We start from the raw sequence: 24,867 nt of genomic DNA on the forward strand, positions 1-24,867 counted from the left end.
AGCGTTCAGGGTCTTATGCTGCGGTTGAACATAAGGATCGCCGCAGTGCAGCAAGTGTCACGTTTCCAGTCCATCACGCTTATCACGCCGACGGCGGCGATGGCCGCTGACGTGCATGGCGGGCGGGCGAAATGCCTGCAACGTCTTGTGCGGCTCGATATGCCTGTGCCCAAGACGATTGCGCTCAGCTTCGATGCGGTGAAACAAATCGCGAAGGGGCACATGCCGGATATGGCCAGCATCCTTGCCCCTTTTGGCGACGCGCCGTTGTTGTCGATCCGTCCATCCAGCCAAGACCCCGATTGGGGCGGGCCGGGTGCGATTCTGAACATCGGTATGAATGCCGCACAGCACGCTCGCCTTTGCGAAACCATTGGTGAAGCTGCGGCAACGCGCATCTTTTTACGGTTTGTTCAGTCCTATGCGGTACACGTTCACCGTCTTGATCCAGAGGCGTTTGAATATCCGGATTGCACAGATGCTGAGGCGTTGAAACGTGCCGTTGAAGCTTATGAATACGAAACCGACGAAACTTTCCCGGACGATCCGGCTGTTCAACTCGGTGACGCATTGCGGTCCATGGCGCGCGCTTGGGATGGCACATCGGCCCGTTTGCTGCGTGAAGCCAAAGGAGCGCCGATTGATGCAGGGCTTGGTCTTGTTGTTCAGGCAATGGCGATGGGACTGGGTGAAGGCGAATGTGGGGCGGGCCTGATCCAATACGTCAACAGCAGCACCGGTTTGCCACAAGTGACCGGCCGCTACGTTGCGCAGAGCCAACGGCGTCAGGCATTGATCGAAGCAGATAACGCGATCTACCTGACCCGCGATGATCGCGGCCCGTCATTGGAAGACCGCGCACCTAGCGTATTTGCGGAACTGATCGCCATTGGTGATGTCTGCCGCCGTAAGCTCCGCGAAGAAATGATCGTCGAATTTACGATTGAATCTGGCACCTTATGGATTCTGGATGCCGTGCGGGTTGCGCGAGCGTCTCAGGCAGCAGTGCGGATCGCTGTCGCACTGGCGACCGACAAAATCATCCCGCGCGAAGAAGCGGTTATGCGTATCCAACCGGCCGCGTTGTCAGAATTGCTGCATCGGCAGGTCGACCCCAGTGCAGCGCGTGATTTCATCGTCAAAGGGATCGCGGCCAGCCCGGGTGCGGCGACTGGCCGGATCGTCTTTACGTCGAACGATGCGCAGGCCAGTGCGGCCCGCGGTGAAGCCTGTATCTTGGTACGCCGCGAAACCACACCAGAAGATATTCGCGGGATGCATGCGGCACACGCCGTCCTGACAATGCGCGGCGGGATCACCAGCCATGCGGCCGTGATCGGACGCGGCTTGGGGCTGCCATGTGTTGTGGGCGCATCCGCACTGACGATTGATCGGAAACGTGCGCAGATTATCGCGCCGGATGGCCGCAAATTTGGCGAAGGTGACATCGTAACGGTCGATGGCACGACAGGTGATGTTCTGGCAGGTGCGCCAGCCATGGTCGAAGCCGCGCTAGACGATGCGTTTCAAACACTACTGCAATGGGCCGACGACGTACGTGACATCGGTGTGCGTGCAAACGCCGATACGCCTGACGATGCGCAGACAGCGCGCAATTTCGCGGCCGAAGGCATCGGACTATGCCGGACCGAACACATGTTCTTTTCCGGGGACCGTTTGGGCGTGATGCGCGAGATGATCTTTGCGGATAATGCGGATGATCGTCGGGCTGTACTTGACCGCTTAATGCCCATGCAACGCGCTGATTTTGCGGCGTTGTTCGAAATCATGGCGGGCTTGCCCGTGTGTATCCGGTTGTTTGATCCGCCATTGCATGAATTCCTACCGTCCGACAAAGCGGGTTTGCGCGATTTATCCGAACAACTGGCGCTTCCGCTTGCGAAAGTGACAGAACGCGTCGCGGCCTTGGCTGAATATAACCCGATGCTCGGGATGCGCGGCGTCCGTCTTGGGATCGCGATCCCCGAAATCTACGAAATGCAGGCGCGTGCTATTTTTGAAGCAACAGTCGACGCGAATGAAAACGGGGCAGGGGTCGCGCCCGAAATCATGATCCCCGTGGTCAGCGCCATGCGCGAAGTCGAACTGGTCAAATCACGGATCGACGCAGTTGCGGCCTCTGTGCGGACCAATCGTCAAAACGATTTCGCTTACAAACTTGGCGTGATGGTCGAAACACCACGTGCGGCGTTGCGGGCAGAAGATATCGCGCAGCACGCTGAATTCCTGTCATTCGGCACCAACGACCTGACACAGATGACGTACGGTCTGTCCCGTGATGACGCGGGTCGGTTTATGTCCGCCTATGTGCAGCAGGGCGTCTACGAAGAAGATCCGTTCCACAGTCTGGACATCGACGGTGTTGGCGAACTGCTTTCCATTGGCGCAGAACGCGGCCGCAAGGGGCGTGGCAATATCACCCTGTCGTTGTGCGGCGAACATGGTGGAACACGTGCCGCGATTGATTTCTGCCGAAAGCAGGGTTTTGACTATGTATCCTGTTCGCCATTCCGCGTCCCAGTTGCGCGACTTTCCGCCGCGCAGCTGACGCTCAGCGATAAGTTGAATTCGTAGATTTAGATGCATTGCATGCTGTAACCGCATGATCTGCCATTTAATTGTTGCCTATGTGGAAACATGCAACAGTCGAATTTCCGCTTCGGACCGCAGGGGTAAACTCATCGAACCCGATCCCTTAGAGGGGCAGCGCTTGCGTGGGGCTTGACCACGTGCAACGCGATGGGGTCGCGATGAAATTGGGTTTTGGACGCATCGCGCCAGCATTGGGCTTGGCATGTGCGGTATTCACGGGCGGGGCTGCATCGGCACAAGATGTATTGGCCAGCCGCTTAAGCGCACTTCTGGGGCAGGAACGTCAGGCTTTGGCTGTGATCCCTGATGCGCGATTGACCGCTTTGACCACGCTGCCGCCAGCATCCGAACGGAATATCCCAACCGCGCCGCAATCCGTTGATTACAACAATGCGTATCTCGCCAGCCTGCCAACAGCGACCGGTGGCCCACAGTGGCAATGCCTGTCCGAGGCTTTGTATTTCGAAGCCCGCGGCGAAACGGCCAAAGGGCTTTTCGCGGTGGCAGAGGTCATCATGAACCGCGTCGACAGCAACGCCTATCCAAATTCACTGTGCGGCGTGATCAATCAGGGCACGGGCCGTAAATACGCCTGCCAATTCACTTACACATGTGACGGACGGCCAGAGGTGATCTCTGAACCTGCCGCTTGGCGTCGTGTTGGTAAAGTTGCCCGTCTTTTGATTGACGGGGCAGACCGGAACCTGACCGATGGTGCCACGCATTATCACACGACAGCCGTGAACCCGTCTTGGGCGCGCGTCTTCCCGCGCACGGCGAAATACGGCGTTCACCTGTTCTATCGTCAGCCAACACGCACAGCGTCGAACTAAACGTCGCAACGCCTGACCAGACTGTCGCCTTTGACAACCTTGCGAGGGCGGCAATCTGCGCGTATTCCGCCAAGCAACACGCGCGGAAAGGCACGCCTATGACCAACGACATCCATCTTGCGTTCGCGCATCCATCAGAACGGGCCGCGGCCAGTGCCGATGTGCCCTATGACCGTATTTCATTGCGGGACTACACGGTTGAGGTGGAAATCGGGGCGTTCCAATTGGAACGCGGCACGCTACAGCGCGTCCGCTTTAACGTCGTTGTTGAAGTCCTGCCGCTGACTGGCCCAATCGACGACGATGTGGACCGCATTCTATCTTATGACCGCGTTACCGAAGCCATCGGTGTCGAACTGCAGGCCGAACGGATCAATCTGCTGGAAACATTGGCAGCCCGTGTGGCCGAACGTATCCTGCTGGAACCCCAAGCTGAACGCGTTTTCGTGCGGATCGAAAAACTGGATCGTGGTCCGTTTTCGCTCGGTGTCGAAATCGTCCGCGCGCGCGATGGCGCGACACCTGACGCGCAAGTCCACCAAGAAGCGCCGCACCCCTGCGTCGTGTACCTGTCAAATGAAGCCATCGGGTCAGGAAACCTGAAAGGCTGGATTGATCACTTTGCCGGCCAAGATGCCCCGCTTATCCTTTGCGTGGGGGCGGGTGCATTACCTGTCCCAACAACTGATCACGCCATGACACAGCGTCGGATTGATCTGCTTGCCATTGAGCAAAACGCGTGGACCTTGGCGGCCAAAGATCACCGTTGCAAGGTTGTCGAAACACGGACAGAACTCGATTGGGCGATGAAGAACGGCCAAATCTGCATCTGGGCACCGTCAAAAATCGTTCTCGACGCAGTGGACGGTCCATCGGCATCCGCGCGGGATGCTCTGGCGCTTGTCAGTTGGTTCGCCACTGAAATCGACGCGGCAGAACTGGTTGTTATCGGCGACACCGCACCGGATGCGACGGTGCCCGTGCGCAGCCTAACGATCGAGACTTCACTTTGACACAATACATCCAGCCAGTCCCGCAACTGACAGCCTACGACGACGCGCGGCGTTTGGGCGGCAGCGCTTGGGTCTTTACCGAAACAGCGATCCTGCGGGACCGTGGCGGCGTGGGTGAAGAGGTCATGATCGATGATCTCACACCCGACGCGCAGACGCGGATCAGCACACATCGTCCTGCGATCTGTGGCCTGACGTTAGATGTGCCGCGTATCATGGGCATCTTGAACGTGACGCCTGATAGCTTTTCGGACGGTGGAACACTCGCAAGCGTGGAGGCCGCAGTCGCACGCGCGAAGGTCATGGCGCAGGATGCCGATATCCTCGACATTGGCGGCGAAAGCACGCGACCGGGGGCCGCAGAGGTTTCGATCCAAGACGAAATCAACCGAACCGCGCCCGTCATCCGTGCAATGCGTGAGGCAGGGATCACCACGCCAATTTCCATCGACACGCGCAAAGCGGCAGTGGCGCAAGCCGCACTCGAAGCAGGCGCAAACATCATCAACGATGTCTCCGCGATGCGTTTTGACCCTGACATGGCAGGGGTGGCGGCAGCGGCAGACTGTCCAATCTGCCTGATGCATTCGCAAGGCCTGCCCGAAGACATGCAGGACAATCCTGATTACGATGCGGTCACTTTCGACGTCTTCGACCATCTCGCAGATCGGATCGCCGTGGCCGAAGCGGCGGGCATTCGCCGTGCGAATATAATTACCGATCCTGGCATTGGTTTCGGTAAGACTTTGCAACATAACTTGAGCTTGTTGCGGGATCTTGCCATTTACCACGACCTTGGTTTGCCGATACTGTTAGGTGCGTCGCGGAAACGGTTGATTGGTGAGGTTTCCGGCGAAAGTGACGCGATGCAGCGGCTCGGTGGGTCGATTGCGTTGGCACTGCATGGATCAGCACAGGGTGTGCAGATTTTAAGGGTCCATGACGTCAAAGAAACAAAGCAGGCGCTGAACCTGCAAATGGCATTAAGTGGGGCAAGTGATTATGGCTGAGAAACTTTTCGGAACTGACGGCGTTCGTGGAACGGCAAACATTCACCCGATGACGGCGGAAATGGCGTTGAAAATCGGGGCAGCGGCAGGACGCTATTTCCGGAATGATGGATCAAACGGCCACCGTGTTGTGATCGGTAAAGACACGCGCCTGTCCGGGTATATGTTCGAAAACGCGCTGACGGCGGGTCTGACGTCAACCGGTATGAACGTGCTTTTGCTGGGCCCGGTGCCAACGCCTGCAGTCGGCATGCTGACCACATCCATGCGCGCCGACGTTGGCATTATGATTTCTGCCAGCCACAACCCGCACCACGACAACGGCATCAAATTCTTTGGACCGGACGGGTTCAAGCTGTCCGACGAAGCGCAAACCGAAATTGAACGGCTCATCGCGAGCGACATTGAACCGGCGCAAGCGGTGAACATCGGGCGGGCCAAACGGATCGACGACGGGCGGTTCCGCTATGCGGAGCGTGTCAAAAGCACGTTCCCATCCGGCATGCGGCTTGATGGTCTAAAAGTCGTGATCGACTGCGCAAATGGCGCAGCACACCGCGTGGCACCCGAAGTTCTGTGGGAAATGGGGGCAACTGTGATCCCAGTGGGCGTCAGCCCGAACGGATACAACATCAACGACGGCTGCGGATCAACGCACCCGACGTTAGCGGCGGAAACCATCGTGTCGCACGGCGCGGATGTGGGGATTTGTCTCGATGGTGACGCGGATCGCGTGATGATCTTGGACGAAACCGGCAAGGTCGCAGATGGCGATCAGTTAATGGCGCTGATGGCGTCGCGCTGGGCCGCGGAGGGGCGTTTGCAAGGCGATACGCTTGTCGCGACCGTGATGTCCAACCTTGGCCTCGAACGGTATCTGACGGGCAAGGGTCTGCATCTGGAACGGACTGCTGTTGGCGACCGCTACGTGGTCGAAGCGATGCGCGAAAAGGGGTTTAACCTTGGCGGCGAACAATCCGGTCACATTGTGATGACAGATTACGCGACCACGGGCGATGGCTTACTGGCTGGTATCCAGTTCCTAGCCGCGATGATCGACAGCGGCAAAAAGGCCAGCGAACTGACCGAAACCTTTGAAACTGTGCCGCAATTGCTGAAAAACGTGCGCTACGCGGCAGGGCAAAACCCGCTCGAAGCGGCTAACGTGACAGGCGCAATCGCGGACGCGGAAACCAGATTGGTGGGCAAAGGGCGATTGCTAATCCGCAAATCCGGCACGGAACCTTTGGTGCGGGTCATGGCAGAATGCGAAGACCCTGATCTATTGACCGAAGTTGTCGACGGGATCGTGGCAGAGGTCGAAGCGGCGGCGTCCTAAATCGCGTACAGCTTGGGGGCCAGCCCCCATACCCCCGAGATATTTGAAGCCAAAAGAATTAGCGCCAAAGCCGCTTGAGGCTGGCGTATTGGCTGATGGCAAGCCCTGTCAGGATCAACGCAAGGGCCGCGAAAAAGCGCAGTGGCAGCGTCTCACCTAGGATGACGGCACCAAAAACCATCGACCAGACGGGGACTTGGTAGTTCACAAGTGTCATGAAAACGGCGCCGGCGGTGCGGATTGTAAAGACGCGCAGCAATGCCGCGAGCGCGGTTGGGACGAACCCAAGAAAAATAATCGCAAGCGTACTGCGCGTATCGGCGATCTGCGGTACGCCTTCGACGATCAACATCGCGGGGATTAGTGTCACGGCCCCAATGATCATCAGAATGGTTGCCATTGTGATTGAATCAATCGGAGGGCAGCGCCGCGTCATCACGCTTGAAATCGCATAAGACAGGGCGGCGGCCACGCAGGCCAACTGGCCCAATGGTTCCCAGCCCGTACCAATCCGCAAAACAGACGGCCCGATCAAAACGACTGCACCAATGAACCCAAGCGTCACGCCTGCGGCGTTGCGTCGGGTCATGACTTCATCGGAAAACAGATGCGCCAACGGCAGGACAAAAAGCGGGATCGCCGTCATCGAAATACCCGCAAACGCAGATGGGACGTACTGCTGTCCCCAACTGAGCATCGCAAAGGGCAGGGCGGTGTTCATCACACCAATAACGAGCAAATATTTGATCAGCTGGCCCGAAAACTGCGGCAGCGGGCTGCGCATGACCCCCATGATTCCGATCAATGCCAGCGACCCAAGTGTCGTCCGCGCCGCCGCAACCGTCAACGGCCCGTAGCCTTCCAGCGCGATGGCCACGACCATAAACGTACCCCCCCAGATCAAGCCAAGGGCGGCGACGGAAAACCAATTGGCGGGGGTCGGTTGGGTGGTCACAATGGGTGCCTTTGATGGGATCGCCGTTTGATTTCATAACAGGCCCAACTTGACCAGTGGCAAATCCAGCGCGCGAAGAAGTTCGTGTGGAACTAAATCGAAGGTTGTTTCATGCGCGTAAAATTGCCAACGTGCCGCCAGTATCAGTAATTGAAAGTACCCAAATGGCCCTGAGCTCTATGAAAAAGAACATTAAGCCGACCGAAGATGGCGAAATTAATTGCTATGTGAACGAAGAGGCTTCTGGGATGGCATGGTTCGATCATCGCCGCGAAGTCGTCTTCGTCAACGGTATGGCGAACTCAGGGGAAAACCATATGGATAGCGCGCTGGCGCTGTCGTTGTTGCAGGGCTGTCCGGTCATCGGGGTGTATAACAAGAAGGACGGTTTCTGGTCCGACCTTGGCCAATGTCTGATGGACAAAGGCGTTCTTGTTGGCGCGCAGGCGGGTAGTTTCAGCGCGTGGAGCGCGGCGTTTGATGTAGCCTACGCAGCGGCCACACAGCTAAAGTCAGGACTGACTAAAATCGACTTTATGGAAAGCCTTGTGGCCAGCAACAAAGCGACCGCATCGCTTTATCGCTACGTCGCTGAAATGTCGGTGCAGGAACGCAGCAAGCTGAAAATCTTCTGCCATTCCCAAGGTAACTTGATCACGTCCAACGCGCTGACCGCCGTGGCATTGGCGCTTGGCGAGGATGCGATCAAGAACATGGAAGTGAACAGTTTCGGGTCGCCGTGCCGCTATTGGCCACCGGGGCTGGACCGCACGAACAACGCATTCACCTTCGATCCGGTGTCTTGGCTGGACTACAATATCGGATTTTCCAGCGTCAAAGTCGGGTTCACACCGGGCCTAATTTCGCATGGTTTCGATATCTACATGAACCAAGACGCTGAATTCGTTGTGAACCGGTTCCGCTGGGGTTCCTTCCGTATGACGGCCAGCATGGATGAAAAGGGCCTTGCGACCTATTTGACCAAAATGGGGAACAACCCGCGCCGTTTGAAGAAAATCTTTGAATGGCTGGACAAGCACCATAATTCCGACGCGGATGATGTGGCTGTGATCTATTCCAAACTCATGCGGACGAAACATGCGGCGACAATGAAGGCGCTGGCGAGCGCCGATAAATCCTTCATTACCTTGCTGATCAAATGCATGGACGAAGGCTGGACCGCCAGCGACGAGAAGAAAGAGATCGAGTATCTCAAAAGCCTCTAAACGTATCTGCGCCAACGCTGGTTGATCCGGCGCAAGCTGTCAGTCAATCGGCAAAGCGCCGGATGTTTTGATTTGACGTAGAACAAAATTGGTCGTCGTTGTGCGCACAACGCCAAGCCTTAGGATGTGTTTCATGATGAATTCCTCCAAGGCTTCCGGATCAGCGGCGACCACTTTCAAAAGAAAGTCGAAATCACCTGTAATCGACGCGCATTCGAGCACCTGTTCGTTGGTTCGGATGAAATCGTTAAACAGTTTGATCGACCCTTCGGTGTGATCCACTAACGAAATCTGCACATATCCAAACGCGCTGAGGCCCAGCTTTTTGCTGTCCAGAATGGCGGCGTAGCGTTTGATGTAGCCGTCTTCTTCCAATCGTTTGACGCGGCGCCAGCAGGGGGACGCTGACAGGCCGACCGCGTCCGATAATTCCTGTGTGCTGGCACGGCCATCCACTTGCAGGAATTTCAGGATCAGTTTCTCAAATTTATCCAGCATAAAATACCCTCAGAATCGGCTTTTTCAGAAATATATTACCCAAAATTGGCAATTATGCGAGCGAAGAGGCAGGAAATATCGCCGATAATGGACAATCATTGACCTCAGGAGGAGCTCAATGCCCAAAGATACCAAATACATCGCCAAGCACCCTGACGACGCAGGTCTTATCCATTACACGCCCGACGAAGATGCGGTTTGGCGCGATCTGGTGGCGCAGCAGCAGCCCAATATTGAAAACTATGCGGCAAAACCGTTCCTTGATGGTCAGGCAGCGCTTCAGCTCCCAATTGACCGTGTGCCGCAATGCGTTGAAATCTCTGAAAAACTGATGGGCATGACGGGATGGTCCGTTGAACCGGTTCCCGCCCTCATCGGGTTTTCGCGGTTTTTCCAGATGCTGGCGAATAGAACCTTTCCGGCAGCGTCTTTCATCCGAAGCAGGGAAGATTTCGATTACATCGAAGAACCTGACATCTTCCACGAAATTTACGGCCATATGCCGTTGCTCGTCGACAAACGGCTCGCAGATTTCTCGCAAAAGATAGGGGAAACAGGGTTGGCGTGTGACAAATCAGACTACGCATGGCTGATCAGGCTGTATTGGTTCACAATCGAATTTGGGCTCATCCGCGAAGGCGACACGGTCAAGGCGCTTGGCTCCGGTCTGGCGTCATCACCGGGTGAACTGCGTCATTCGGTCGAAGAACAAAGTGTTGTGCGCAAAGACTTTGACGTCCTTGAAATCCTGCGAACGCCTTACCGTATCGACATCAATCAACCGATCTATTTCGTGCTCGATAGTGTCGATCAACTGATTGAAGCGGGAAAGCGCGATCTTGTCCGCGATATCCACGACGCAAAATCACTGGGCCTTTTCGCGCCAACTTACGAGGTAAAAGGCGATGGATGATCTGCAACAAAAGACCTGTGCGGCATGCGACGGTTGGGTGCCGGTGTTGACCGAAGCAGAGATCACGCAATTCAAATCGCAACTCGATCCGGCATGGAAAATCGACTTGGCTGGCCAGAGCCTGTCGCGTCGGTTCACATTCAAAGGGTTCGCCAAGGCAACCTACACCGCCAATCTGGCCGCCTACGTCAGCGATAAAGAAGGCCATCACGCCGACATATCCTTCGGCTGGGGATATTGTCAGGTCACCTACACGTCGCACGAACTGGGGCGGTTGTCCGAGAACGATTTCATCTGTGCGGCAAAACTCGACGCGGTGGTGTCCTAGCGGCCGATAGAACAACCGCAACAAAAAAGGGCCGCTCCAAAGGAACGGCCCTTTCTTCAATTCTAGCAGAACTTAGTTTTTCGCTTTGTCGACCATTTTGCCAGCAGAAATCCAAGGCATCATAGCGCGCAGTTTGGAACCAACCTGTTCGATCTGGTGCTCGTCGTTTGCACGACGGGATGCTTTGATTGTTGGCTGACCAACAGCGTTTTCCAGCATGAAGTCACGCACGAATTTACCAGACTGAATGTCAGCAAGCGCTTCTTTCATGGCTTTCTTCGTTGCGTCGTATGGCAGGATGCGCGGGCCAGTCACATACTGACCGTACTCAGCTGTGTTGGAGATAGAATAATCCATGTTCGCGATGCCGCCTTCATAGATCAGGTCCACGATCAGCTTTGTTTCGTGCAGACACTCGAAGTAAGCCATTTCAGGCTCGTAGCCAGCTTCGACCAGTGTCTCGAAACCCATGCGGATCAGTTCAACGATACCGCCACACAGAACAGCTTGCTCACCAAACAGGTCAGTTTCGCATTCCTGACGGAAGTTTGTCTCGATGATGCCGGAGCGACCACCGCCGATTGCGGAACAGTAGGACAGGCCGATTTCTTGGGCTTTGCCGGACGCGTCTGTGTCGATCGCGATCAGGCAAGGCACGCCGCCGCCTTTTGTGTATTCGCCGCGTACTGTGTGACCTGGGCCTTTTGGCGCCATCATGATCACGTCAACGCCTTCTTTTGGCTCGATCAAGCCGAAGTGCACGTTCAGGCCGTGTGCGAATGCAATTGCTGCACCTGGCTTGATGTTGTCGTGGACGTATTTCTTGTATGTTTCTGCCTGAAGCTCATCGGGCATTGTGAACATGATCACATCACACCAAGCAGCGGCTTCCGCGATGCCCATAACTTTCAGGCCTTCGCCTTCAGCTTTGGCTTGGGAAGGGGACCCTTCACGCAGAGCAACAACAAGGTTTTTCGCACCGGAATCGCGCAGGTTCAACGCGTGGGCGTGGCCTTGTGAGCCGTAACCAAGGATGGCTACTTTTTTGTCTTTGATCAGGTTCACATCGCAATCGCGATCGTAATAAACGCGCATATCAAGCACTCCATGTTTGTATCTGAGCTGACGTATAACGGGCGTTTGCGTGGATTGTGAGGTTTGATTTTTGATCTGTTGCAATGAAATGAAAGTTGTTATGCGTCATTCATGCAATTTGTGTGATTTTTATGCTTGATGACGAAAGCCGCGCGATCCTGCGCCAATACCAAGCCAATCCTGCCCTCACGGTGCCGGAACTGGCAGACCTTGTCCGCATGACGCCCGCCCGTGTGACGCGGCGGCTGGATAAATTGCACGAAGACGGGATCATTCGGGGCCAAGAGGTCGTGATCGACTGGACGGCCTTGGGTTACACCGTGCACGTGGCGCTGCGGATTACCTTGGATAAAACTGTTTCTCGCGCCTTTGACGACTTCATGGCCGCCGCCCGTTTGGTCCCCGAAGTGCTGGAAATCCAGACGTTCCTGGGGCGCGTCGACGTGCGTCTGTTACTGATCGCCCGCGATTTGCCGGATTACCAAAGGATCTACCGTGATCAGGTCCTGACGTTACCCCACATCGCCGACATCGAAGCACTGATGACAGTCGCCAACGTCAAACGCGAAGAGGCGTTGCCGCTATGATCCTAGATGACACAGACCGCGCCCTGCTACGCCTGATGCAAAAAGACGCGACCCAACCAACAGGGCGTCTGGGCGAAAAGCTGGGCCTGTCGCAACCAGCGACATGGCGCAGGATCAAACGCCTACAAGACGCCGGCGTCATTGGAGGGCGTCGTTTGCGGCTGGACGCAGAAAAATTGGGCTTCGGGGTCACCGTATTTCTGGGGGTCAAACTCGCCACCAAAGGCCGCGTCAGTCTTGAAGATTTCGAACGCGCCGTCTCCGCCATTGCCGAAGTGCAAAGCGTGGAACACGTGCTGGGCCTTTATGATTACCGCCTAAGGGTGGTGGCCCGTGATCTGGCGGATTTCGAACGGGTGCTGCGGCGGCGTATCATGACCATGCCGGGGGTGGGGGACGTCGAAGCGAATGTACTGCTCAGCGAAGAACGCCTTGCGGGACCATTGTGACGTGGATCGGAAACTTTGCAGGGACTGCGCAGGCTGATCAGCGCGAAAACCGACATTTCTGACTTTGCTTTTCCCCCCATCGCCGCTTACCTCAGATGCAACTTAACGCACGAGGACCATCATGACCGATACATTCACATCCCAAGTTGACCCGAACGGCTTGATGGAGTTCTCCGTCGTCTTCACCGACCGGTCGCTCAATTCCATGTCCAAAGCATTCCAAGGCGTGATGACCGACATCTCTGGCATGTTGAAAGACGTCTATAACGCAGATGCCGTGGCGATTGTCCCCGGCGGCGGCACCTTCGGGATGGAAGCAGTGGCCCGCCAATTCGGCGCAAATGCCCACGCCTTTATCGTGCGCAACGGCTGGTTTTCCTACCGCTGGACCCAGATTTTCGACGCAGGCGACTTCACGGCCAAAACAACCGTCCTAAAGGCCCGCCAAAACGGCAACGACACGCGCGCACCGTTTGCACCTGTGCCCATCGAAGACGTCACAGCAGCCATTCGCGACGCCAAACCAGACGTGGTCTTCGCGCCGCATGTCGAAACCTCTGCGGGGATCATCCTGCCGGACGACTACATCACGGCCATGGCCGCCGCCGCGCATGAAGTGGGCGCATTGATGGTGCTGGACTGCATCGCGTCAGGCTGCGCGTGGGTCGATATGAAAGCAACAGGCGTTGACGTGCTGATCTCTGCACCACAAAAAGGCTGGTCCGCCACGCCTTGTGCTGGTCTCGTAATGATGTCCGATCGCGCCGTAGCCCGCATGGCCGACACAACATCCAATTCCTTCGCCGCTGACCTCAAGAAATGGCACAGCATCATGCAGGCCTACGAAAACGGCGGTCACGCGTACCACGCCACCATGCCGACCGACGGGCTGCGTGCATTCCGCGACACGATGATTGAAACCCGCGACTACGGCTTCGACAAATTGAAAACCGCGCAATGGGCGCTGGGCGATGCCGTGCGGGCCTATCTTGCTGGCAAGGGGATCAAATCAGTTGCGGCCGACGGGTTCGGCGCACCGGGTGTCGTGGTCAGCTACACGGACGATCCGGCGATCCAGAACGGGTCGAAATTCGGCGCGGAAGGCATGCAAATCGCGGCAGGCGTACCGTTGCAATGCGACGAACCTGACGATTTCCGGACTTTCCGTCTGGGCCTGTTTGGTCTCGACAAACTTTACGATGTGGACGCCACAATGGCACGTCTCACGCCGGTTCTGGACACCGTGCTTTAACGCGCGGAACTAGCTAGCACCAAGCCCAAGCTTCATAAGGCCGCGCCGCACAGGCGCGGCGTCATGCAACGCTTTGATCCCCGCGACCCGCAGGTCCTGCAAGAATGGCGCATTCGACATCGACGCACGGTTCAGCGCATCAATCCCGTTAACCCGCAGCTTGATATCGCCGTGCCGCGCCTTTTGATAAGCATCGAGCATCTTGCGACTTCCCAAGTCATGTTCGCGCGCCAAGTCCAATAGGGTCGCGATGTCGTTCAGCGACATGTTCAATCCCTGCGCCCCAATCGGGGGAACCACATGCGCGGCCTCAGCGACCAGCGCTGTGCGTGGCGCGGATAATGCGCTCGCGACCTGTGAAATGATGGGCCAGACCATGCGGCGCGTCGCCAAGGTCAGCGATCCGTAAAGGGCGGCGGATCGGGTCAATGCCTCTGATTCAAATTCTTCGTCGGTCAACGCCATCAAGCGGTTCACTTCCGCACCTTTTTCCATCCAAACGACAGCCGAACAGGGCACTCCTTCGTGATCGGGCAGGGGAACGAACGTGAACGGGCCGCCAGAGCGGTGGATTTCTGTCGATACGTTGTCGTGCGGTGACGGATGGCTCACGGCAAAACTGATCGCTTTTTGCCCGTAGCGATGGGTTTTGACGTCGATATCCGCCGCTTCACGCACCGCTGAATGACGGCCATCCGCGCCAATCACCAGTTTCGCGCGGACCTGCAACCCGCCCGTCAGCATCACCAAAGCTTCCGTTTCGCGGGGCAAAAGTGATACAAATCCGGTGCCCGCGTGGAATTCGACATTCGGCAGCTCTGTCAACCGCGCCAGCATTTCGCGGCGCAGCAACCAATTGGGCAGGTTCCACCCGAACGGCTTGTCCGAAATGTCGGCAGCGTCAAAATCCGCGGTTACGCGTGCGCCGCTGCCCTCACCACTGACATCCGCGATCCGCATGACTTGCAACGGCGTCGCGTATTCGGCCAAACGCCCCCACAATCCGATGTCGTCCAAAAAGGATTGGGCGGGCTGCAAGAAGGCCGTGGTGCGCAAATCAGCGCCTTCAAACGCAGCATTTGTGACTGGTAACGCCGGATCAACGATCACGACGCTAAACCCAGCCGCACCAAAGGCCGCAGCGGCGGTCAACCCTGCGACGCCGCCACCCGAGATGACAATATCTGATGTTATCCGTTTCATACCCTAGACATAGGCGGTGCGCGCGTGCGGGCAAAGGCCCATATGGCCGCAGGGCCGGAAATTGCGTGGTTTTGGGCACGTTGCGCTAAAGGGTAATCGCCGCTAGGGTCTTGAACAACAAAAGGAAAGCCTCGCGATGTACGACACGAAAGCCGGACAAAAGGACGCCTATGCGCTGATCCTAGAGGCGATTGATAGCCATTCCTACGTGCCCGGCGACCGTTTGGTGGAAAGCGAACTGGCCGAACGGTTTGGTGTGTCGCGCACGCCCATTCGCGAAGCGTTACAGCGGCTCGAAACCCAAGGTCTGTTAACCCGCGACGGGCGGTCCTTGATGGTTGCGTCTTTGGATCATACGCAGATGGCAGAACTTTACGTGGTGCGCGGCGAACTCGAAGGATTGGCCGCACGGCTCGCGGCCCGTCACGCGACCCCGGAAGAGGTCGGCGTGCTGCGTGGCATGTTGTCCGATGATCAGGCGTTCCTGAATGATCCCGATGCGCTCAGCCGCGCGAACCGCCGGTTTCACAAGCAAATTCACCTCGCATCGCACAACCGCTTTCTGGTGCAGCAGCTTGATCTGGTCCACCGCTCCATGGCGCTTCTGGCCACGACATCCATCGCCGTCGAAGGACGGCCCGAAGATACGCTGGCCGAACACAACGCCATCGTCACGGCGATCGAAAATGGCGATGGTGACGCAGCAGACGCGGCCCTGCGCGACCATATCTCAAAGGCCTACATCACCCGTCTGAAGCTTGACGCGCAGGCGACCCAGTAGCCTTTCCCGCACCTTTGTTGGGCAACAGCACACCGTGCGTGGTCTTATCCCAATAGAACGGTTTGAACGTCAGTTCGTAGAAGCCTTTGTAGGCCGCAAGTGCCGCCATCGGGAAATAGAAATGCATCGTCGGTATCCATTTGATCAACCACATCTTTTCGGCCTTCGTGACCCCAAGGGCCAGCACGAACATATTGGTCAGTTCTGAAAAGACGAACATGGCGACAACGCTGATCAAAACCCACCCCTGCAGGTAATGCCCCATCGGATGATTGAACCCGAACGGCATCACCCAGAACGACCACAGCACAGGCGCGAGCACGAATTGCGAAAGCGTTCCCGCGAACAAAATCTGAAAACCCCAAAACCGGCGCGCGCCCAAATCTCGGTATAATTTCGCCGGATCGCGCATATGGACGCCGTAGGTGATCGCATAGCCCTTCAACCACCGCGAACGTTGCTTCACCCACGGCCAGAAGCGGCCATTGGCTTCTTCTTGCGTGGTCGTTGCGATCAATTCGGTGCGGTATCCCCGTCGCGCCAAACGGACGCCCAAATCAGCGTCCTCAGTCACGTTATGCGCGTCCCACGCGCCCAGTTTTTCCAGCACGTGTCGCCTGAAAAACAGGGTCGTACCGCCCAATGGAACAACAAGTCCCAAGCGTTCCAATCCCGGTAAAACCACCCGAAACCAGCCCGCATATTCAAGCGTAAAGCAGCGCGTTAACCAATTGGCTGGCGCATTGTAATAATCCAGAACCCCCTGCAAACACGCGACTTTCTCTCCTCGGTTCGCGAAATGCCGCGCCACTTTGCGCAACTGATCAGGGGCAGGGGCATCTTCGGCATCGTATACGCCAACCAAGGTCCCGCGCGCGAAATCAAGCGCGTAATTCAACGCCCGTGGCTTGGTTTTCAACGTCCCTTTTGGCACGGCGATAGGCCGGATCCATGACGGCAAGTTCGTCAATCCCAGCGACGCCCGGGTCGTGGCGTCGTCCGCCTCCATCACCAAACAAACATCCAATCGGTCGCGAGGATAATCGATCAACTTGACCCGCTCCAACAGGTGGGCCGCAATTTCCTTTTCTTTATAAAGCGGGATCAGGATGGTGAAGACCGGCAGGTTTTCCGCAGCAAGCGGCAGATGATCGGCGTCGGTCGGGCGGCTGAACACGCCGACAATGGCGGCCGCCGCCTTTAATACCGTGTTCGTGGCCAGCGTGATCACCGCCCAGAAACTGAGCACCACAAATCCGGTCAAAGGCGACATCGCAAACAAAACCAGCGTGCCAAGCACCACCAGAATGGACATGACCAACATCAAACGCGCATTCCACGTCCGGCTACTTATCGCATCAGGCACACGATTTTCGGCGCGTTCGGTCAGGGCTGCGACATGGCTTTCGCTGATGGCGCGAAACAAATGCTGTTCCGTTGTAATCGCCATGCGAACAGGGCCGTAGCGCAGGGTCAGAGCGAGGGCCTGTTGCTGGAAAATCTCGGGTTTATGGGTCAGGATAACAACCGCGCCACCGATGCGTCGCCACGGCAGGATATGGTCGCGTAAACAGCGATGCGCGCCCCAGATATCGACCAAGGCCGGATCAGCGGGGCGATCACACGGGTTGATAATGGCACAGCGGTACAGAACGGCTTGGGACTGCGCGATCGTCAGGGCCGTCGCGTCGTGCAAGCCGACATGCGATCCATCGTCAAATTGCGCCTGCTGGGTGAACATCTGTGCCTCTGTCTAGGTGACAGAAGCATAGCGTCTGAACGATTAACGCCCGGTTAAGGTTAACCGGGCGTTAGAGAATTTTTAAGCTGTTGCGCGGTCATCCATCGCCGCCGCAAACCGTTCGAACAGATAATAGCTGTCTTGCGGGCCGGGGCTGGCTTCTGGGTGGTACTGCACGGAAAACACAGGCTTATCCTTCACGCGCAGACCACAGTTGGATCCATCGAACAGCGACACATGCGTTTCAGAAACACTTTCCGGCAGGCTTTGCGCATCAACCGCAAACCCGTGGTTCATGGACGTGATTTCGACCTTGCCGGTTTCATTGTCTTTAACCGGATGGTTCGCACCGTGGTGACCGTGGTTCATTTTGATCGTTTTCGCACCCAACGCCAGCGCCAGCATCTGGTGACCCAAGCAAATCCCGAACACAGGCAGGTCTTTTTCCAACACGCCTTGGATCATTGGCACAGCATATGATCCGGTCGCCGCAGGATCGCCTGGACCGTTGGATAGGAACACGCCATCAGGGTTCAACGCCAAAACGTCCTCGGCGGTCGCGGAGGCAGGCAATACAGTCACATCGCAACCCGCAGATGCAAGGCACCGCAGAATGTTGCGTTTCGCGCCGAAATCAATCGCGACGACCTTATGCTTGGCGTCCTTCTGTTGCGTATAGCCCTCAGGCCACGCCCACCGCATTTCATTCCAGTGGTACGATTGCGCACAGGTCACGTCTTTGGCCAGATCAAGACCTTCGAGACCGGAAAAACCACGGGCCGCGGCAACAAGCGCTTCGATATCAAAGTTGCCATCAGGATCATGCGCCAATGCAACATGCGGCGCACCTTGCTGGCGGATCGCGCGGGTCAGGCGGCGGGTATCAACACCGCCCATGCCAATTCGACCACGGCGTTCCAGCCATGTGGTCAGTTCTTCGGTTGACCGCCAGTTGGACGCATCCGTCGGGTCCCACTTCACGATCATGCCTGCTGCGACAGGATCGGCTGTTTCGTCATCTTCGGGTGTCACGCCCGTGTTGCCGATGTGAGGGAAGGTGAATGTCACGACTTGGCCCGCATAGGACGGGTCGGTCATAATTTCCTGATAGCCGGTCATCGCGGTGTTAAAGCAAAGCTCTGCGGTGGTTTGGCCAGTTGCCCCAAATCCGTGGCCGTAAAACAATGTCCCATCGGCAAGGGCGAGGCAGGCTGTTGGCTTTTGCGTAAGGTGGTCGGACATGATCAGATCCTTTTTCGGGGGGCAGCACCCCTGATTGGCGGCAAATTGTGCTGGTCCTACGGTCTGACGCCCATGGGGTCAAGACCAGAACTGCGCCTTGCAAACAAGGGGATCACGTCGCGGCACGGCGCTTGTCTTGATGGTGAATAAAGCGTAACCTGCGCGCTTGTCAGTTGGGACATGAACGGGAGTTATCATGGACATGCGAACAAAGGTCGGGGCGGCCTTGAAAGAAGCGATGAAGGCCAAAGACGCAGAGCGTCTGTCCACATTGCGTTTGATCAACGCTGCCATCAAAGACCGAGACATTGCATTGCGCGGGACCGAAGAAGAAGCAAAGGGGTGTGGGGACACCGAAGTGCTTTCGATTCTGGGCCGCATGGTCAAACAACGCCACGAAAGCGCACGTGCCTACGAAGAAGGCGGGCGGCTTGAATTGGCTGAAAAAGAGCTTTCGGAAATCAAGGTTATCGAAGATTTCCTTCCCAAACAGCTGACCGAAGACGAATCTGCGGCAGCCGTGGACGCCGCCATCGCCGAAGTGGGCGCGGAAAGCATTCGCGACATGGGCAAGGTCATGGGCATCCTCAAAGGCAAATACACCGGTCGGATGGATTTCGGCAAAGTAGGGCCATTGGTCAAAGACCGGCTTGGCTAACACTGCCACGACATAATCAGACTGAATGCTCAGCGATCACTTGATCCGCTGGGCATTTTGCCTTTTGGGGGATCACGCCATTTGGCGGTTATCCACCCGTCAAATCTTGGGCGAGCATCATCGCGTTGCCGTCTGGATCATAAAACGTGGCCGTTTTAACCATACCTTCGACGACATCTGTCTCTCCGTCAAACTTCACCTGCGCCTGCTCTAGTTTCTGCCGTGCGGCGTCCAGATCCGCGATCCCGAAAACCGGAACGCAATTGCCGGGGGCGGGCTTAGTATGTTCGCCAATCCCGATCGTCACACCTGCCGTGTTGGTTTGCAATTCTGACCAGCCTGCTTCGTCCGCGTGGTAAAGCGTTTCAAACCCCAACATGTCCGAAAACCACTGGGCAGTTGCGTGCCGATCAGAAACCGAAAATGAAATCGTGATGGTTTCGTCCAATGAAATAAGCGACATCGTCTTTCCTTTATCATTAAAGTATACTAACTATACTTTATGGACATAAAGCATTTTGTCAACATGACTTCGCGGGCCTGGGCTGTCCCGATCTTGTCGAACCTGCATGCGGGCATTGCGGGGCGGCAGGCGCCGCTTTTGGCGGCAACTGGGGCGAGCCGGACTGCATTCGCGCAAAGTATGGATCACCTGATCGAAATCGGCTTGCTGGAACGCAATCCCGGCTATGGTCATCCGCTCAGGCCTGAATTCCGGCTGACACAGCGGGGCATATCTGCGGCTGCCCTTGCGCATAAAATCCAAAACCTGTCCGCTGCCGAAGATCAGGCCTTGTTGCGTAAATCGTGGACATTGCCTGTGCTGACGTCATTGCACAGGCCGCGTCACTTCAACGACATCAAACGTAATCTGCACACGATAACCGACAGGGCCTTGTCGCAATCGCTCAAATCAATGGAACAACGCGACTGGGTGGAACGCCGCGTCGACGATGCCGCACGCCCGCCACGATCATTGTATCGTGCTGTGAATACGGGTGGATTGATCAGTCAGGTAGCGGCGTCTGACATTCACTTCACTGGCTAAATCAGCCGTGCCGCGATCAGCCACAACATCCCGTATCGCAACGCTTTGCGCATGATCGGAAACCAATTCGCCAAAACACCGCCCGCAGCTGTCGCAAAACGCCAATAGCGTAGCGCCCACGATATTGACGGGACGGGAACGCTTTCGCACAAATCGACAGCACCACCGCTTGGGATCAAGCGGACATCTCTCTGACAGGAACCCTCCCATGAGTAACTACGCCCTTACCGTGACTTGCCAATCGACCCGTGGCATCGTGGCCGCCATCGCCAATTATCTGGCCGATCAGGGCTGCAACATCACGGACAGCTCTCAGTTTGACGACCAAGAGACTGGCAACTTCTTTATGCGCATCAGCTTCGAGACAGGCGATGGGGTTGAACTGGCAGAAATGACCAAAGGATTTGCCGATACAGCGGCCCCCTTTGGCATGAACTACGAATTTCACGACGAATCCGAAAAGATGAAAGTCGTGATCATGGTGTCCCGCTTCGGGCATTGCCTGAACGATCTGCTTTATCGCTGGCGCATTGGGGCCTTGCCGATTGATATCGTGGCCGTGATCTCAAATCACATGGATTATCAAAAGGTTGTCGTGAACAACGACATTCCGTTCCACTGCATCAAAGTGACCAAAGAAAACAAACCCGAAGCCGAGGCCAAGATCATGTCTGTGGTCGAAGACGCAGGCGCCGATTTGATCGTTCTGGCGCGCTACATGCAGATTCTGTCTGATCAGATGTGCCAGAAGATGTCTGGTAAGATCATCAACATCCACCACTCGTTCCTGCCAAGCTTTAAGGGCGCTAACCCTTACAAACAGGCGTTTCAACGCGGTGTGAAACTAATCGGTGCAACGTCGCATTACGTGACTGCTGATCTGGATGAAGGTCCAATCATCGAACAGGACATCGTGCGGGTGACGCACGCGCAATCTCCAAACGACTACGTGTCTCTGGGGCGCGACGTCGAAAGCCAAGTGCTCGCACGCGCGATCCACGCCCACATCCATCGCCGCGTCTTCCTTAATGGGAACAAAACGGTCGTGTTCCCTGCGTCACCGGGGTCTTTCGCGTCTGAACGGATGGGCTAAGCGCCAGCTTTCAACGCTCGCTTCAGATCATCATAAAGCGCAAGCCGTTCGCCTGCGTCCAGAAAACTGCCAATTTCCACCTCGCGCGGGCCACCGCGCAAGGTGATATAATTCGGCACAGGTCCGCCTTTTGGATGCAGGTGAACGCTGACCCAATACCGGTTCGCTTCCCACGTTTGCTGGGTTCTATCGGGGTTCTGGCGCATCAGGCGGGCGGTTTCGCCCGTGACGCTCAGTTCTTCAACAACTTCGCCGCGCTTGTAGCTGACGTTCAGCGCAAACCAGATGCCCCACAGGGCGATGGCAAAAAACGGCAGCAATCCCCATAGAACGGGCGACCCGAGCACAGCCAGCAACGGCAAGGCCAACATGGCCATCGTCGCACCAACAAAAATCACAAAGTCACGACGCAGCAGCGACCTATACGGCCAAAGCGACAGGCTCCAGTCCGATTTTGTCTGCGGTGGGGGCGGGGTCCATTCGTAGGGCATAGCGCGAAATTAGCTTGTTCGCGGCAAGCGTCAAACCGACGGGTTGCCGCAGTTTACACATGGGGTGCAATTATTGACGTGTCGGCATCAGCCAAGCGTCCAGATACGCGCGCAACCGGTCTGGCATCGGGTCCACATTGTTGACCGCGCAGAAATACAAAGCCATTGTTTGCACCATGAACGCCTGCAAACCTTCCGCCAGCAAAACAGGTGGGACATCGTTGCGGTAATGGCCAGAGCCCAGCCATTGATCCAAGACCCTGATCTGACGTTCGAATGTCAGGGCGATATGACCGATTTCCTCTTTTGCGGCTGCACCGGAATGACGCAGAATGACGTCGAAGACATACCGTTCAACCGTCATGTAACGCATCAATGGCAGCAGGTCATTCACCAACTCGGGAACCGACTGCGGGACTGCGTTTTCCGATAGCGCGTCAAGAAGTCGATTGATTTCCTGTCCGATGATCAGATCCATCAAAGCGTCCTTGTCGCGGAAATGCGCAAAGAACGTCCCCTTTGCAACGCCAGCCGCCTGAACAACGTCTTCGACACGCATCGCCGCGTAGCCCTTCGTCGCAATAATTGCCTGTGCCGCGTCAATCAATTTGCCACGTGTCTGCTGGGTTCGTTTTTGGGGGGGCTTGGTCATAACGCGTTATCGCAGGAATTTTGACTATGGTCAAAAATATTAATTGACCGTGGTCAATTATGTAAATATGACCGCGGTCAATTATTTAAAGGAACTGACGATGACCACCAAACGCATTTTGATTTTAAATGGCCACCCCGCCGACACGTCGTTGAGCAAAGCCTTGGCGGAAGCGTACTCCGCAGCCGCCATGGCCGAAGGGCACGATGTACGAACGACGCATTTGCATGACATGGAATTTGACGCAGACTTTGGCGGTGCGGGGTATGTTCAGATCAAACCGCTCGAACCCGTGTTGAAGACGTTTCAAGAAGACGTCACTTGGGCCGAACACATTGTTCTGGTGACCCCGATGTGGTGGGGCGGGCTACCTGCAAAGCTGAAAGGCCTCTTTGATCGCGCATTCCTACCCGGTTGGGCCTTTGATCCGCGCAACCGTGCCAAATCAGGGTTGCCGGCACCGATGCTGGGCGGGCGCACGGGACGGACAATAATGACGTCGGACACGCCTGGCTTTTTCTTTTGGCTGCTTTATCGCAACGCGCTCATCCGTCAGATCAAATCGCAAATCTTCCATTTTGTCGGTATCAAACCGATGAAAGTCACCCACTTCTCAGGGGCAAGCAAAGCAGACACCGCCACTGCGACCAAATGGATCGAAACCGCCGCGTCATTGGGCCGTCAAGGCGCATAACCACGCATGTGATCAGGTGGCCGCTGCGTATGTCTGTTCATTGCCGAAATTCTGTGGAACTACATCGATTAGCACGCAAACTTGGGGATATAGTATGGCACAATCATCTACTGAAAACCGTCGCATCGTTCTGGCAAAACGTCCGCAGGGACTACCGGATCAGGATACGTTGCGGCTTGAAACATCGGACATTCCAACGCCCGTGGCGGGCGAAATGTTGTTGCGCACCAAATACTTGTCGCTCGATCCTTATATGCGCGGGCGGATGAATGATGCGAAATCCTACGCCGAACCTGTGGCGATTGGCGGCGTGATGACCGCGCAGGTCGTCGCCGAAGTCATCACGTCCAATCTTGATGGCTTCGCAGCGGGTGATCTGGTGCTCGCGGGTTCAGGCTGGCAGGACTACGCGATTTCAAATGGCGAACAGGTTATCAATCTTGGGAAAGACCCCGCAAACCCGTCTTGGGCCTTGGGTATTCTCGGGATGCCGGGCTACACGGCCTACGCGGGCCTGCTGCTGATCGGTGATCCAAAACCGGGTGAAACGGTTGTGGTGGCCGCAGCCTCCGGTCCAGTTGGGGCGACCGTGGGGCAAATCGCCAAGATCAAAGGGTGCCGTGTTGTCGGCGTCGCTGGTGGTGCCGAAAAATGTGCGCATGTGGTTGATAATCTGGGTTTCGACGCCTGTATCGACCACAAAGCGGACGATTTCGCCGAACAGCTGAAAGCGGCCTGCCCAGACGGCATCGACGTCTATTTTGAAAACGTCGGCGGCAAAGTGTTGTATGGCGTGCTACCACTGCTGAACCCGTTTGCGCGGATGCCGGTGTGCGGCGCGGTATCATGGTACAACCTGCCGTCCTTGCCAGAAGGGCCTGACATGGGGCCTGTCATCCTTGGGACGATCCTGCGCATGAAGGTCAAAGTCGAAGGGTTCATCATTTTCGACAGCTTCCCGATGAGCACCTACAATGATTTCCGCCGCGACATGACCGAATGGCTGAACCAAGGGAAAGTGCAGTACAAAGAACAAGTCGTCGACGGGCTCGAAAACGCGCCAGAGGCATTGAACGACGTGCTACTGGGCAAAAGCTTTGGCAAGGTCGTGGTCAAAGTCGACTAAAGGCCAGACCGGCAGACACGATTGAAA

The 24,867-nt window shown here is 56.4% G+C and carries 27 protein-coding genes; 17 read left to right on the forward strand and 10 right to left on the reverse strand.

Features of this window, described 5'->3' with window-relative positions:
- Window positions 1-15 precede the first annotated feature (15 nt).
- The 5 genes from AC0L7R_RS06450 (at window position 16) to glmM (ending at window position 6,808) form a co-directional block, all read left to right on the forward strand.
- The gene (locus AC0L7R_RS06450) at window positions 16-2,595 is read left to right on the forward strand and encodes a putative PEP-binding protein (protein WP_473659685.1); all 2,580 of its coding nucleotides are present in this window, start codon (window positions 16-18) and stop codon (window positions 2,593-2,595) included.
- Between the two features lie 176 nt (window positions 2,596-2,771).
- On the forward strand, window positions 2,772-3,446 hold the full coding sequence (locus AC0L7R_RS06455) for a cell wall hydrolase (RefSeq protein WP_473660369.1): 675 nt from the start codon (window positions 2,772-2,774) through the stop codon (window positions 3,444-3,446).
- 98 nt (window positions 3,447-3,544) lie between these two features.
- Window positions 3,545-4,459 (forward strand): dihydroneopterin aldolase, encoded by a 915-nt coding sequence (locus tag AC0L7R_RS06460; RefSeq protein ID WP_473659686.1) that lies wholly within the window; start codon window positions 3,545-3,547, stop codon window positions 4,457-4,459.
- Window positions 4,456-5,469, forward strand: coding sequence for a dihydropteroate synthase (gene folP / locus AC0L7R_RS06465; protein ID WP_473659688.1), 1,014 nt, complete (start codon window positions 4,456-4,458; stop codon window positions 5,467-5,469). Before AC0L7R_RS06460 ends, folP begins: the two co-directional genes overlap by 4 nt.
- Window positions 5,462-6,808, forward strand: a complete 1,347-nt coding sequence (gene glmM / locus AC0L7R_RS06470) for a phosphoglucosamine mutase (protein WP_348109134.1) — start codon at window positions 5,462-5,464, stop codon at window positions 6,806-6,808. Before folP ends, glmM begins: the two co-directional genes overlap by 8 nt.
- 58 nt (window positions 6,809-6,866) lie before the next feature.
- Here glmM and AC0L7R_RS06475 read toward each other — a convergent pair whose 3' ends face one another.
- Entirely contained in the window at window positions 6,867-7,763 is an 897-nt protein-coding gene (locus tag AC0L7R_RS06475) for an EamA family transporter (protein WP_473659691.1), read from the reverse strand.
- A gap of 179 nt (window positions 7,764-7,942) precedes the next feature.
- Here AC0L7R_RS06475 and AC0L7R_RS06480 point away from each other — a divergent pair, with 179 nt between their 5' ends.
- On the forward strand, window positions 7,943-8,989 hold the full coding sequence (locus tag AC0L7R_RS06480; RefSeq protein WP_473659693.1) for a hypothetical protein: 1,047 nt from the start codon (window positions 7,943-7,945) through the stop codon (window positions 8,987-8,989).
- Window positions 8,990-9,028: 39 nt separating this feature from the next.
- Here AC0L7R_RS06480 and AC0L7R_RS06485 read toward each other — a convergent pair whose 3' ends face one another.
- A complete protein-coding gene (locus AC0L7R_RS06485; protein WP_473659695.1) occupies window positions 9,029-9,487 on the reverse strand; it encodes an Lrp/AsnC ligand binding domain-containing protein in 459 nt (152 codons plus the stop codon).
- Between the two features lie 118 nt (window positions 9,488-9,605).
- Here AC0L7R_RS06485 and AC0L7R_RS06490 point away from each other — a divergent pair, with 118 nt between their 5' ends.
- Together AC0L7R_RS06490 and AC0L7R_RS06495 are read left to right on the forward strand one after the other, a co-directional pair.
- Window positions 9,606-10,400 (forward strand): phenylalanine 4-monooxygenase, encoded by a 795-nt coding sequence (locus AC0L7R_RS06490; RefSeq protein WP_473659696.1) that lies wholly within the window; start codon window positions 9,606-9,608, stop codon window positions 10,398-10,400.
- Entirely contained in the window at window positions 10,393-10,728 is a 336-nt protein-coding gene (locus AC0L7R_RS06495) for a 4a-hydroxytetrahydrobiopterin dehydratase (protein ID WP_473659699.1), read from the forward strand. Before AC0L7R_RS06490 ends, AC0L7R_RS06495 begins: the two co-directional genes overlap by 8 nt.
- Window positions 10,729-10,800: 72 nt before the next feature.
- Here AC0L7R_RS06495 and ilvC read toward each other — a convergent pair whose 3' ends face one another.
- Window positions 10,801-11,823 (reverse strand): ketol-acid reductoisomerase, encoded by a 1,023-nt coding sequence (ilvC, locus tag AC0L7R_RS06500; RefSeq protein ID WP_473659701.1) that lies wholly within the window; start codon window positions 11,821-11,823, stop codon window positions 10,801-10,803.
- A 131-nt stretch (window positions 11,824-11,954) separates the two neighbouring features.
- Between ilvC and AC0L7R_RS06505 the strand changes: the two genes are divergently transcribed.
- The 3 genes from AC0L7R_RS06505 to AC0L7R_RS06515 all read left to right on the forward strand — a co-directional run bounded on the left by AC0L7R_RS06505 (window position 11,955) and on the right by AC0L7R_RS06515 (window position 14,111).
- Entirely contained in the window at window positions 11,955-12,410 is a 456-nt protein-coding gene (locus tag AC0L7R_RS06505; RefSeq protein ID WP_247128336.1) for an Lrp/AsnC family transcriptional regulator, read from the forward strand.
- Window positions 12,407-12,859, forward strand: a complete 453-nt coding sequence (locus AC0L7R_RS06510) for an Lrp/AsnC ligand binding domain-containing protein (RefSeq protein ID WP_473659702.1) — start codon at window positions 12,407-12,409, stop codon at window positions 12,857-12,859. Before AC0L7R_RS06505 ends, AC0L7R_RS06510 begins: the two co-directional genes overlap by 4 nt.
- Window positions 12,860-12,980: 121 nt before the next feature.
- A complete protein-coding gene (locus AC0L7R_RS06515; RefSeq protein WP_473659704.1) occupies window positions 12,981-14,111 on the forward strand; it encodes an aminotransferase class V-fold PLP-dependent enzyme in 1,131 nt (376 codons plus the stop codon).
- A gap of 9 nt (window positions 14,112-14,120) precedes the next feature.
- On the opposite strand, the gene AC0L7R_RS06520 is transcribed toward AC0L7R_RS06515, so the two are convergent.
- A complete protein-coding gene (locus tag AC0L7R_RS06520) occupies window positions 14,121-15,314 on the reverse strand; it encodes a UbiH/UbiF family hydroxylase (protein ID WP_473659705.1) in 1,194 nt (397 codons plus the stop codon).
- A 136-nt stretch (window positions 15,315-15,450) separates the two neighbouring features.
- Here AC0L7R_RS06520 and AC0L7R_RS06525 point away from each other — a divergent pair, with 136 nt between their 5' ends.
- Window positions 15,451-16,095, forward strand: a complete 645-nt coding sequence (locus AC0L7R_RS06525; protein WP_247128332.1) for a GntR family transcriptional regulator — start codon at window positions 15,451-15,453, stop codon at window positions 16,093-16,095.
- On the opposite strand, the gene AC0L7R_RS06530 is transcribed toward AC0L7R_RS06525, so the two are convergent.
- Entirely contained in the window at window positions 16,058-17,836 is a 1,779-nt protein-coding gene (locus AC0L7R_RS06530) for a glycosyltransferase (RefSeq protein ID WP_473659708.1), read from the reverse strand. The genes AC0L7R_RS06525 and AC0L7R_RS06530 overlap by 38 nt on opposite strands.
- A gap of 81 nt (window positions 17,837-17,917) precedes the next feature.
- On the reverse strand, window positions 17,918-19,078 hold the full coding sequence (carA, locus tag AC0L7R_RS06535; protein WP_473659710.1) for a glutamine-hydrolyzing carbamoyl-phosphate synthase small subunit: 1,161 nt from the start codon (window positions 19,076-19,078) through the stop codon (window positions 17,918-17,920).
- Between the two features lie 196 nt (window positions 19,079-19,274).
- Here carA and AC0L7R_RS06540 point away from each other — a divergent pair, with 196 nt between their 5' ends.
- Window positions 19,275-19,736 (forward strand): GatB/YqeY domain-containing protein, encoded by a 462-nt coding sequence (locus tag AC0L7R_RS06540; protein ID WP_247128329.1) that lies wholly within the window; start codon window positions 19,275-19,277, stop codon window positions 19,734-19,736.
- Between the two features lie 88 nt (window positions 19,737-19,824).
- Here AC0L7R_RS06540 and AC0L7R_RS06545 read toward each other — a convergent pair whose 3' ends face one another.
- Window positions 19,825-20,199, reverse strand: coding sequence for a VOC family protein (locus tag AC0L7R_RS06545; protein WP_247128328.1), 375 nt, complete (start codon window positions 20,197-20,199; stop codon window positions 19,825-19,827).
- Between the two features lie 39 nt (window positions 20,200-20,238).
- Between AC0L7R_RS06545 and AC0L7R_RS06550 the strand changes: the two genes are divergently transcribed.
- On the forward strand, window positions 20,239-20,784 hold the full coding sequence (locus AC0L7R_RS06550) for a winged helix-turn-helix transcriptional regulator (protein WP_473659712.1): 546 nt from the start codon (window positions 20,239-20,241) through the stop codon (window positions 20,782-20,784).
- On the opposite strand, the gene AC0L7R_RS06555 is transcribed toward AC0L7R_RS06550, so the two are convergent.
- On the reverse strand, window positions 20,781-20,963 hold the full coding sequence (locus AC0L7R_RS06555) for a hypothetical protein (RefSeq protein WP_473659714.1): 183 nt from the start codon (window positions 20,961-20,963) through the stop codon (window positions 20,781-20,783). The two genes, AC0L7R_RS06550 and AC0L7R_RS06555, sit on opposite strands and share 4 nt — an antisense overlap.
- A 29-nt stretch (window positions 20,964-20,992) precedes the next feature.
- Here AC0L7R_RS06555 and purU point away from each other — a divergent pair, with 29 nt between their 5' ends.
- A complete protein-coding gene (purU, locus tag AC0L7R_RS06560) occupies window positions 20,993-21,877 on the forward strand; it encodes a formyltetrahydrofolate deformylase (RefSeq protein ID WP_473659716.1) in 885 nt (294 codons plus the stop codon).
- On the opposite strand, the gene AC0L7R_RS06565 is transcribed toward purU, so the two are convergent.
- Window positions 21,874-22,368, reverse strand: coding sequence for a DUF2244 domain-containing protein (locus AC0L7R_RS06565; protein WP_348107222.1), 495 nt, complete (start codon window positions 22,366-22,368; stop codon window positions 21,874-21,876). The genes purU and AC0L7R_RS06565 overlap by 4 nt on opposite strands.
- Before the next feature lie 70 nt (window positions 22,369-22,438).
- The gene (locus tag AC0L7R_RS06570; protein WP_473659718.1) at window positions 22,439-23,020 is read right to left on the reverse strand and encodes a TetR family transcriptional regulator; all 582 of its coding nucleotides are present in this window, start codon (window positions 23,018-23,020) and stop codon (window positions 22,439-22,441) included.
- A gap of 100 nt (window positions 23,021-23,120) precedes the next feature.
- On the opposite strand from AC0L7R_RS06570, the gene AC0L7R_RS06575 reads away from it, so the two are divergent.
- Both AC0L7R_RS06575 and AC0L7R_RS06580 read left to right on the forward strand, forming a co-directional pair.
- Window positions 23,121-23,714, forward strand: a complete 594-nt coding sequence (locus AC0L7R_RS06575; protein ID WP_473659720.1) for an NAD(P)H-dependent oxidoreductase — start codon at window positions 23,121-23,123, stop codon at window positions 23,712-23,714.
- A gap of 94 nt (window positions 23,715-23,808) precedes the next feature.
- Complete coding sequence (locus tag AC0L7R_RS06580; protein ID WP_473659722.1) at window positions 23,809-24,840, forward strand: zinc-binding dehydrogenase; 1,032 nt, start codon at window positions 23,809-23,811, stop codon at window positions 24,838-24,840.
- Window positions 24,841-24,867: the final 27 nt, after the last annotated feature.

Source organism: Yoonia sp. D2-7 (genome assembly GCF_055809435.1).

Bases quoted from the DNA above. Each gene is read 5' to 3' on its own strand.
- AC0L7R_RS06565 (WP_348107222.1), bottom strand. From the start codon at position 22,368: ATGCCCTACGAATGGACCCCGCCCCCACCGCAGACAAAATCGGACTGG.
- AC0L7R_RS06530 (WP_473659708.1), bottom strand. From the start codon at position 17,836: ATGTTCACCCAGCAGGCGCAATTTGACGATGGATCGCATGTCGGCTTG.
- purU (WP_473659716.1), top strand. From the start codon at position 20,993: ATGAGTAACTACGCCCTTACCGTGACTTGCCAATCGACCCGTGGCATC.
- AC0L7R_RS06455 (WP_473660369.1), top strand. From the start codon at position 2,772: ATGAAATTGGGTTTTGGACGCATCGCGCCAGCATTGGGCTTGGCATGT.
- AC0L7R_RS06490 (WP_473659696.1), top strand. From the start codon at position 9,606: ATGCCCAAAGATACCAAATACATCGCCAAGCACCCTGACGACGCAGGT.
- AC0L7R_RS06505 (WP_247128336.1), top strand. From the start codon at position 11,955: ATGCTTGATGACGAAAGCCGCGCGATCCTGCGCCAATACCAAGCCAAT.
- AC0L7R_RS06580 (WP_473659722.1), top strand. From the start codon at position 23,809: ATGGCACAATCATCTACTGAAAACCGTCGCATCGTTCTGGCAAAACGT.
- AC0L7R_RS06495 (WP_473659699.1), top strand. From the start codon at position 10,393: ATGGATGATCTGCAACAAAAGACCTGTGCGGCATGCGACGGTTGGGTG.
- AC0L7R_RS06480 (WP_473659693.1), top strand. From the start codon at position 7,943: ATGAAAAAGAACATTAAGCCGACCGAAGATGGCGAAATTAATTGCTAT.
- AC0L7R_RS06540 (WP_247128329.1), top strand. From the start codon at position 19,275: ATGGACATGCGAACAAAGGTCGGGGCGGCCTTGAAAGAAGCGATGAAG.
- carA (WP_473659710.1), bottom strand. From the start codon at position 19,078: ATGTCCGACCACCTTACGCAAAAGCCAACAGCCTGCCTCGCCCTTGCC.
- AC0L7R_RS06545 (WP_247128328.1), bottom strand. From the start codon at position 20,199: ATGTCGCTTATTTCATTGGACGAAACCATCACGATTTCATTTTCGGTT.
- AC0L7R_RS06485 (WP_473659695.1), bottom strand. From the start codon at position 9,487: ATGCTGGATAAATTTGAGAAACTGATCCTGAAATTCCTGCAAGTGGAT.
- glmM (WP_348109134.1), top strand. From the start codon at position 5,462: ATGGCTGAGAAACTTTTCGGAACTGACGGCGTTCGTGGAACGGCAAAC.
- ilvC (WP_473659701.1), bottom strand. From the start codon at position 11,823: ATGCGCGTTTATTACGATCGCGATTGCGATGTGAACCTGATCAAAGAC.
- AC0L7R_RS06515 (WP_473659704.1), top strand. From the start codon at position 12,981: ATGACCGATACATTCACATCCCAAGTTGACCCGAACGGCTTGATGGAG.
- AC0L7R_RS06575 (WP_473659720.1), top strand. From the start codon at position 23,121: ATGACCACCAAACGCATTTTGATTTTAAATGGCCACCCCGCCGACACG.
- AC0L7R_RS06525 (WP_247128332.1), top strand. From the start codon at position 15,451: ATGTACGACACGAAAGCCGGACAAAAGGACGCCTATGCGCTGATCCTA.
- AC0L7R_RS06570 (WP_473659718.1), bottom strand. From the start codon at position 23,020: ATGACCAAGCCCCCCCAAAAACGAACCCAGCAGACACGTGGCAAATTG.
- AC0L7R_RS06520 (WP_473659705.1), bottom strand. From the start codon at position 15,314: ATGAAACGGATAACATCAGATATTGTCATCTCGGGTGGCGGCGTCGCA.
- AC0L7R_RS06460 (WP_473659686.1), top strand. From the start codon at position 3,545: ATGACCAACGACATCCATCTTGCGTTCGCGCATCCATCAGAACGGGCC.
- AC0L7R_RS06510 (WP_473659702.1), top strand. From the start codon at position 12,407: ATGATCCTAGATGACACAGACCGCGCCCTGCTACGCCTGATGCAAAAA.
- AC0L7R_RS06550 (WP_473659712.1), top strand. From the start codon at position 20,239: ATGGACATAAAGCATTTTGTCAACATGACTTCGCGGGCCTGGGCTGTC.
- AC0L7R_RS06450 (WP_473659685.1), top strand. From the start codon at position 16: ATGCTGCGGTTGAACATAAGGATCGCCGCAGTGCAGCAAGTGTCACGT.